At 50.6% G+C, this 8720-nt stretch carries 8 protein-coding genes; 4 read left to right on the top strand and 4 right to left on the bottom strand.

What is annotated here, in order from left to right:
- The 4 genes from BLQ88_RS08540 to BLQ88_RS08525 form a co-directional block, all read left to right on the top strand.
- Positions 1 to 260 (top strand): integrase core domain-containing protein (locus BLQ88_RS08540; protein ID WP_143016815.1); only part of this gene is annotated, 260 nt, incomplete at its 5' end.
- A 266-nt stretch (positions 261 to 526) separates the two neighbouring features.
- Positions 527 to 1684 (top strand): pyridoxal phosphate-dependent aminotransferase, encoded by a 1158-nt coding sequence (locus tag BLQ88_RS08535; protein ID WP_090148419.1) that lies wholly within the window; start codon positions 527 to 529, stop codon positions 1682 to 1684.
- Positions 1685 to 1712: 28 nt separating this feature from the next.
- On the top strand, positions 1713 to 2570 hold the full coding sequence (locus tag BLQ88_RS08530; protein ID WP_090148418.1) for a prephenate dehydrogenase: 858 nt from the start codon (positions 1713 to 1715) through the stop codon (positions 2568 to 2570).
- Positions 2571 to 2908: 338 nt separating this feature from the next.
- A complete protein-coding gene (locus BLQ88_RS08525; RefSeq protein WP_090148416.1) occupies positions 2909 to 3676 on the top strand; it encodes a murein L,D-transpeptidase catalytic domain family protein in 768 nt (255 codons plus the stop codon).
- Here BLQ88_RS08525 and BLQ88_RS08520 read toward each other — a convergent pair.
- From BLQ88_RS08520 to BLQ88_RS36410, 4 genes are all read right to left on the bottom strand, one after another.
- Entirely contained in the window at positions 3649 to 4845 is a 1197-nt protein-coding gene (locus tag BLQ88_RS08520; protein WP_090148414.1) for a L,D-transpeptidase family protein, read from the bottom strand. The two genes, BLQ88_RS08525 and BLQ88_RS08520, sit on opposite strands and share 28 nt — an antisense overlap.
- 103 nt (positions 4846 to 4948) lie before the next feature.
- A complete protein-coding gene (locus BLQ88_RS08515; RefSeq protein ID WP_090148413.1) occupies positions 4949 to 7603 on the bottom strand; it encodes a permease prefix domain 2-containing transporter in 2655 nt (884 codons plus the stop codon).
- Positions 7604 to 7606: 3 nt separating this feature from the next.
- Positions 7607 to 7960 carry a PadR family transcriptional regulator gene (locus BLQ88_RS08510; RefSeq protein WP_090148409.1) on the bottom strand — a complete coding sequence of 118 codons (354 nt, stop codon included), beginning with the start codon at positions 7958 to 7960 and terminating at the stop codon, positions 7607 to 7609.
- A gap of 305 nt (positions 7961 to 8265) precedes the next feature.
- Positions 8266 to 8703 carry a hypothetical protein gene (locus tag BLQ88_RS36410; protein WP_143016814.1) on the bottom strand — a complete coding sequence of 146 codons (438 nt, stop codon included), beginning with the start codon at positions 8701 to 8703 and terminating at the stop codon, positions 8266 to 8268.
- Between the last annotated feature and the right edge of the window lie 17 nt (positions 8704 to 8720).

The following is an 8720-nucleotide window of genomic DNA, read 5'->3' as shown; positions in this document are numbered from 1 at the left end:
AAAACGGCGACCCACTGGAAAATGCAATCGCCGAGAGGGTCAACGGGATTATCAAGGATGAATATTTAGATACTTACCGCCTTAAAAATCAGGATGTCAGGGAATTCCTGAGAACCGCAGTGGATCTGTATAACAATGAAAGGCCGCATATGAGCATTGGGAACCTGACGCCAAACCAAGTCCATCAACAACCACTAAAAACAACTAAATTATGGAAAAGCTATTATTCTAAAAAAACAGCACCTGTAAACCAGTTTTAGGATTAGCAAACGATTGTAAACTTATGTCAGGATTTATTAACTAAACTGTAAACTTTTTCCAGGACGAGACAACACGTCTCCCGGCCCCGGCGGGGCCTCCTGTTCCGGCGAAACGGCGCTTCCAACCGATAACTTCCTTTCCAATACGCCAAAAACGCGTCCCCTCGCGAATTTGTCGTAAATTGCGCCCCGTTTCGCCGGGCTGTTCCGGACGGGCGATTTAACCGCTGATAGCCAATGGCTAAAAGCACAATTTAATCATTATAATGATCATAGAAACTGCACAGCGCACCAGGCAGACATCGGAATACTATTTCTCGGTGAAGCTGGCCGAAGTGCGCAAACTGATTGCCGAAGGGCATGACGTCATTAATCTGGGGATTGGAAACCCGGATATGATGCCCTCAGTAGAAACACTGGAAGCATTGACAACCGCCGCCTATCAACCGCAGGCGCATGGTTATCAGCCTTATACAGGCACCCCCGCTTTCAGAAAATCAGTTGCAGATTTTTATTATCGTACCTATGGCGTAACACTCGATCCGAATACTGAAATATTGCCGCTCATTGGCTCCAAAGAAGGCATTACCCACATTTCGCTGACGTTCCTCGATCCCGGTGACGAGGTGCTGGTGCCAGAGCTGGGCTACCCGGCCTACCGCGCAGTAAGCCAGATGGTAGGAGCGGTGGTGAAGGAATATCCATTGCGCGAAGACCATGGCTGGCAGCCCGACTGGAATGCGATGGAAAGCCTCGTGACGCCGAAAACGAAGCTTATGTGGCTCAACTACCCGCATATGCCAACAGGTGCGCCCGCTACGCAGGAGCTGTTTGAAGAGGCGGTTGCATTTGCGAAAAAGCACCGGATTTTGCTTTGCCATGATAATCCTTACAGCCTGATCCTGAACAAGAAAGCGCCTATCAGCTTGCTTTCGGTGGAAGGGGCAAAGGAAGTGGCGATCGAGCTGAATTCGATGAGCAAGTCACATAACATGGCCGGCTGGCGTATGGGGTGGCTTTCGGGCGCAAAGGAGTACATCAGCGCGGTGCTGACGATCAAGAGCAATGTCGATTCGGGCATGTTCTGGGCGATGCAGGAGGCTGGGGCGAAAGCATTGGGCAATTCCGCCGAATGGCACGCGGAGCGTAATGCGGTGTACCAGGGGCGCCTGGAAGCGTCGGAAGCGCTTTTGCGCACGCTCGGCTGCACGTGGGATGATAAGCAGGAAGGCATGTTCCTCTGGGGCAAGCTGCCCGATTCCACAGAGTCGGCGGAGGCGCTGGTGAATAGCATTCTGGTTGAAAAGCACGTTTTCATCGCGCCCGGCTTCATTTTTGGTCCGAAAGGCCAGCGATATATCCGTTTGTCATTGTGCCTCCCCAAGGAGCGAATCTGGCAGGCCGTGGAGCGGATTAAAGGGTAATATTTCAAAGGTATTTAAATTCAAAATAATGATAATCAGTATCATAGGGATCGGCCTGCTGGGCGGGTCGTTTGCCCTGGGACTGCGCGAGAAATACCCGCATGTGAAATTCGTGGGGGTGGATAACTCGTCGGTTAATCAGAAAATAGCATTGGCGAAAGGGATCGTGGATGAAATCCTGACGCTCGACGAGGCATTGCAGGTGTCCGAGCTGAACGTGCTCGCCACGCCTGTGGACGCCATTACCAAATTGCTTCCTTATATGCTCGATCACCTGCCCGACGGCCGCACGATCACCGATCTGGGCTCTACGAAAGAACTGATCTGCAAACTGGCAGACAAGCATCCCAAACGCGGCCAGTTCGTAGCCGCGCATCCGATGGCCGGTACCGAAAATTCAGGCCCGGGAGCGGCATTTAAAGAGCTTTTGATCGATAAAAACGTGATCATTTGCGACAAGGAGAAGAGCAATCCCGATTCGCTGGCATTGGTAGAGACTTTCCTGCGCGACGTGGGTATGAAAATTCACTATATGCAGCCCGTAGAGCACGATTTGCATTTGGCTTACGTGTCGCATTTGAGCCATATCAGCTCGTTTGCATTGGGTATGACCGTGCTGGACAAGGAACGCGACGAGCGCGCGATCTTCGATATGGCGAGTACCGGTTTTTCTTCCACAGTTCGTCTGGCTAAAAGCTCCCCGGCCATGTGGGCGCCCATTTTTGACCAGAACAAAAAGAACGTTTCCAAGGCTCTGGGCGACTACATCGAGCTTTTGAAAAAATTCAAAGAGGCGATCGACGGCCGCGATATGGATGCCAGCCTTTCATATATGGCCCGGGCAAATGATATCGGGCGGGTTTTGGCAGGAATTGAGAAGAAATAGTCAGGGGAGTTTTGAGTTTATGAGTTAAGAGTTTAGAGTTTAAGAGTTTAGAGTTTAAGAGTTTAGAGTTTAAGAGTTTAGAGTTTAAGAGTTTAGAGTTTAAGAGTTTAGAGTTTATGAGTTTAGAGTTTATGAGTTTAGAGTCTAAACTTTAAACTTTGAACTCTAAACTTTAAACCTTAAACTTTAAACTTAATCTCTTGATTGTTAGTTATTTGCAAGTGGTTTCGAAGCTTCTCGGAACCATTTGCGTTTTTTGGGCTGTTAGGTTAGGGTCTTTTAATGGCACCTCTTCTTGATTGATTTTGAAGCATATAGTCTCAACAAAACAATAGGAAATGACAAAAGCGCATGGGGTTTTGGCAGCGGTATTGATAGCAGCAGGCATTTCATTAGGTGTGCACCGGGCCGACTCACTTTCCAATCATTCTACACCAAAAGCATTGCCGGTCGCGAAGACCGACTCGGCTGTTACCCGTTCCGAATGGATTTCATTGTATGACTCGCTGGGCCTGAAAAAGCAAGGCTTGTCGGAACGTGCATTCTATTGTGCATGGTTCGGATTCCAGAAGGTCAAACTCGATAACCCGATCATGGCGATTGTCGATTTTACACAGTCATCGCGCAATAAGCGGTTGTATGTCATTGATTTGCTCAAAAAGAAAGTGCTTTTCAACACCTACGTAGCCCACGGCCGCAACTCCGGGAACGAGTTTGCGGAGCATTTTTCGAATGCAAATTCTTCATTCCAGTCGAGTTTAGGTTTTTACAAAACATTAGGCACCTACCAGGGCAAGCACGGGCTCTCGCTCCGCCTGGAAGGCCTTGAAAAAGGTATTAACGACCGTGCATTGGAACGCGCTATCGTTATGCATGGCGCGGATTACGTAAGCGAAGCATTCATTAAAAGCACCGGCAGGCTTGGTCGCAGCCTCGGTTGCCCCGCCGTTTCCATCGCCGACTCCAAAAAGCTGATCAATATGCTTTACCAGGGCGCCGGGCTGTTTATCTACTCCGGCGACCAGCATTACCTCGAAAAATCGTCATTACTGACCGGAATGGAGGCTATTCCAGCTATTCACGCATTGGGCGCTTCCCGTTTGTAAACGTCTGGGAAATAGATCAGATCCCCTTTTTCATTACAATCAACCGGCAGATACAGCAGGAACACCGGCACGCGTACTTTCAGTTTGTGCCATTTCGGCGGATGCGAAACCGTATCCGGCTCGGTCATGAAATCGCTGTCGAGCAGTTCGGTGCCAGCCATGTAATTGGCAAGGTCGGTCGGTTTTTGCACGCGTACGCACCCGTGGCTGCGCCAGCGCTGGTTGCTTTTGAAAAGGTACCGCGCATTGGTATCGTGCAGGTAAATGGCCAGCGGGTTTTTAATTTCTACTTTTAATAGACCTAGTGAATTATCCTCGCCGGTTTCCTGGCGGAAGCGGTAGGGGAATTTGTCGGCGGTAAGGTCGCCCCATTCCAGTTCTTCGGGGTTAATGGCCTGCCCATCCTTGCCAATTACCTGAATGCGGTTTCTGGACAAATATTCGGGGTCGGCGGCGGCTTTCGGGAAAATTTCTTTGATGGCAATGCTTTTGGGCACATTCCAGTACGGGTGCGTGACAATGCTCGTCGCGTAGGTGTCGATCGTAGGCGTAGGCGTGTCGCGCTTGCCTACGACCGTGCGCATGGTAAGCACATTTTTGCCTGCCGAATCCATAGCAGTAAGGTAAGCGCCCCGGATATTGACCATCACAAAACGTGGCGCGCCTTGGATTTGCCTATGAATCCAGCGGTAGGCATTCAATGTCTGGGCCACGTAAGCGGCGCTGTCTTTCTTATTGGTTTTGAGCAGACGGTCGTAATGGATTTTCAGGTTATGGTAAACCGGGAAAACGGGTTCGAGCCTCTCCAATACCGATTCCACGGACTGCCCTTTCACCAGCTTTTCGGCCGCATCGCGGATCAGTGCGGTGTCGGTTTTCACCTTCTTCTGGGTAAAACGGATGGTAGGCTTGTGGCCGAATGCAAATTCCTCCAAAAGGGCGAATACGGGTGCATTGCCGCTTTTTGCTTCAAATTTCTTCGTATCGATCCCCGCATTGCCAGCCTGCGAAAGCAGGTCGTTGTAAATATCCTTGCTGCTGATCGCCTCTGCCAGTTCTGCATCCGTCATTTCCTTCGGGTTTTTCCGGCAGGACTGCATGATGGCGAGGGTGAAAAGTATCAGGAGGGGTACATATCGGGCTTTGCCCATTCCGGACAGCATTTGCATTACGAACGTTGATTTGGTGCTGCGAAAGGTAATACAATTGTCATGCTAAAAGAAAAACCAGGCACGCAGCGGCACCTGGCATTAAAAATGGGGAATTTATGTGTCATTCGTTGCGGAGACTGCGGACAGGATCGGCGGTGGCGGCGCGGATAGCCTGGAAGCTTACCGTGCCGACGGTAACGGCCAATGCAGCCACGCCCGTCACCACGAATACCCACCAATGGATCGTCGTCCGGTAAGGATAACTTTCCAGCCACTTTTGCAGCGCATACCAGGCCAGCGGCGAGGCTATCACGATGGCGACCATCACCAGTTTGACAAAATCCTTCGAAATCAATCCCACAATCCCGGCAACCGACGCGCCCAGCACTTTACGGATACCCACTTCCTTGGCCCGCTGCTCCGCCGCCTGCACCACGAGCCCGAAAATGCCCAATGCGGAAAGGAACATCGTCAGCCCGCTGAAAAAGAGGAAAAGCTGGTGGAGTTTGGATTCGGCTTCGTATTGTTTGTTAAGTTTTTCTTCGATGTTATGGATGCGAAGGAGTTTTTCGGGGAAGAACTGCTTCCAGAGCTTGCGAACGCCCGTCCCGACCTGCATTTCGGTTCCCGGCTGAATGCGGATGAGCATACTCGCATACTCCGGTGCCTTTTGCGCAAGAATGAAAGTTGGTTTCAGCGGTTCGTAAAGCGATTCGTTGTGAAAATCGCCGACAATGCCCACGGGCACCGAATGCGCGTTTTTGGTTTGCACATCCAGCTGTTTGATCCGCAGCATTTTCGCAGCCGAAGCGGTCATGAGCGAATTCTGGTTCATCTGTGCCTTTTCAAGTTTCTCAAAGCTTTCGTTCTGCAAAGAGTCGGAATTGAGCGCATCGGCAAAACGGTCACTGAATGAGCGCCCTTTCACGAGTTTCAATCTCAGGATAGCGGGTAAATCCACATCTCCGGCCACGTACCACACCCGCAGGCGGCGGCCTGCATGGGCAGGGTCGTCCACCTCGCGCTGCATATATCCGGCGCTTTCGCCTGGCATCCACGTGCTCAGACTGCTCCGCACAACACCCGGTATCCGTTGCAGTTCGTTCTTAAAAGCGCCTCCCTTGCCGTTCCAGGCAATTTGCTCGATACCGATCAGGTTGTTTTTATCGTAGCCGAGTTTTTTGTTTTTCATCAGATCGAATTGCTGCCAGACTACAATGGTAGCGAGCAGCACGATGATGGAAATGGAGAACTGCGCTACAACGAGTGTTTTGCGAAGCCCGGTTTGCCCGAGCGATGCCGTGAATATGCCCCGTAACGTATCGGCTGGTTTGAAACCCGAGATAACCCAGGCCGGGTAAAGGCCGGTGAGCAAGGCGGTGAGGAAAAACATCAGTAATGCGGCTCCCGCCATCATTGTATTGGAAGTAAATGTCAGTACCAACCTGTGCCCGAGGAAGTTTTCAACTGGTTGTAATGTGAAAAAGTAAACAAATACCGCAATACCGACCGAAATGCTGAACAATAGGAGGGTTTCGGTGAGAAGCTGCATCACCAGCTGCGTCCTCGATCCGCTGAGCACTTTCCGTACGCCTGCTTCCTTCACCCGTGCAAATGCTTTTGCCGTGCTGAGATTCACAAAATTGACACAAGCAATGAACAGCAGCAGCAATGCAACACCGGCAAAGGTGTAGATCGTCCGGATGCTCGCTCGGACGCTCTGCCCTTCCGCGAAATCGGAGTGGAGGTAGATGTCTTTCAGCGGCTGGAATTCAAATTGGTTTTTATCGTTTTTCATGAAACGGGCATACCAGGCATTCACTTTGCGGGTAAATGCGGCCACGTCCGTACCGGATTTCAGCAACAGATAATTCCGGCCAAAAAAGATCATACCGTTGCTGACCAGTGGCCCTACTTCCGTACGTTTCAGACGGATTACATCTGCGCGGAGGTGGCTGTTGTAAGGCAGGTCTTCGATCAGGCCTGTGATTTCGTAAGGCGTAGGTTTTGAACTGAATGTGGGAATGTCATGAATAATCTTCCCAACCGGGTCCTGGCCAGGGAATATTTTGGCTGCATACGACCTCGTGACGAGCAAACTCCACCGGCTTTGCGTGGTCCGTTCGAGGCTACCGGCCAGGAGTTTAATTCCCAGTACTTTATTCGCCATTGTATCCACCGTGAGCATGGAGGTCTCGATACCATCGGCGTCCTCTGGACGAATTTTAAAATGAATATCATAGGAATCCACGGAAGACCATGATTCGACTTCCGCGTATATTTTCTGCAATTCGGGTGCAAGGTTGGCAGGAGATGAAGTGTGGCGTTCAACCAGGTCGCCACCCATTTTATTTACACTCACTATCCTGTAAATATCATCCTTCCGGCTCCATTGCCGGTCGTACGAAAGGCTGTCGATCACCACGGTGGCCACCATCATACAAGCCCAAAGCCCGATGGAAAGCCCTGTTAAATGGATCAGCGAATAGCTGCTGTTTTTGAGCAGAACGCGTGAGCCGATTTTGAAATAATTACGCAGCATATCGCGGCTGAATGCGGATGGTGAGCCATATGGCGACGGTTTCCGCTTCATAATCGAAGGGCGGACCAATGCGGCCACTTCGCGGAGGAAGAAAAAATTGGCCTTACGAGCGCCTGTGCGGCGGTGGCGCAGGGCGTAGCGCTCGTGCAGGTCGCCGAGGAGTTCTTCGCGCAGGTGCGGCGCGCAAATGCGCGTGGCCAGCTTATCGAGCCAGCGGGGAGGGAGTGGTTGCATGGTTCAGCTGTTTGAGAAATCGAGACCCATTTTTGACAATTCGGCCGGCGTAATGCGGTTCCAGAGGCTGTTTCGCACTGTACGCGCTTCATGGAGGATTTTGCCGCCATAGGCTGTTACGGTAAACAGCCGTTTGCGCCGCCCGCCGCGTTCCTGTGTGGCCTCGCCAAGGTAAGAGCTCAGGTAGCCCTTCTGTTCGAGCCGCTGCAATGCGGCATGTACCGCGCCGGTGCTCACGGGCTGCCCGGTTTCGTTTTCGAGCTCTTCGGCGATGCTCACCGAATAGGCCGCCGGTGCCAGCGCCGCCACCGCCAGCAACACGATTTCTTCAAATTCACCCAAATCGCTTCGTCGCATATATATGTCCGGAGTTATATGATCTATTTCCGTATGTAAAATACCTTGCCAAATATTGGAAACTGCATTTACATTGAAATTGAAGGTATTTTATGAAAAAGCCCTGTTCAAAAGCGGACGTTGTTTGTCCGCGGTTGTACGTGAACATCGTGAAAGCGAGTGTCACTTCGGAGTATTTATTTACGTTACTCTTAAGTGATTAAAGTGCTCGAATTCGACCAATTTAATCACGAAGCTGGGAGCCATTCGCCAAAGCTCTATCAACATAATAAATGCATCTTAACCGATTTTGTTATCGACAATTATTACGGTGCGCTGCACCTGACGCTATTGTTGTCGACTACTTGTGCTACAAATATTATGGCGCTCTGCGCCTTTTTGGAAAAGATGCAGAGCATTACAACATTTGTAAATGATTGATTAGCAACAAAAAGCAAGGTGCAGCGCACCGCAATATTTGTGGGCGATTGGTTAGCAAGGAATAACAAGGTGCAGCGCACCGCAATATTTGTAGACGATTGATTAGCAACAAAAAGCAAGGTGCAGCGCACCGCAATATTTGTAGACGTTTGATTAGCAACGAAAAGCAAGGTGCAGCGCACCGCAATATTTGTAGACGATTGATTAGCAACGAAAAGCAAGGTGCAGCGCACCGCAATATTTGTAGACGATTGATTAGCAACGAATAACGAGGTGCAGCGCACCGCAATATTTGTGGGCGATTGATTAGCAAGGAATAACAAGGTGCAGCGCACCGTAA

This window comes from Dyadobacter soli, assembly GCF_900101885.1.
GTDB lineage: Bacteria > Bacteroidota > Bacteroidia > Cytophagales > Spirosomataceae > Dyadobacter > Dyadobacter soli.
The sequence above is the reverse complement of the archived record's forward strand: the minus strand, read 5'-3'. Positions and strand labels throughout refer to the sequence as shown.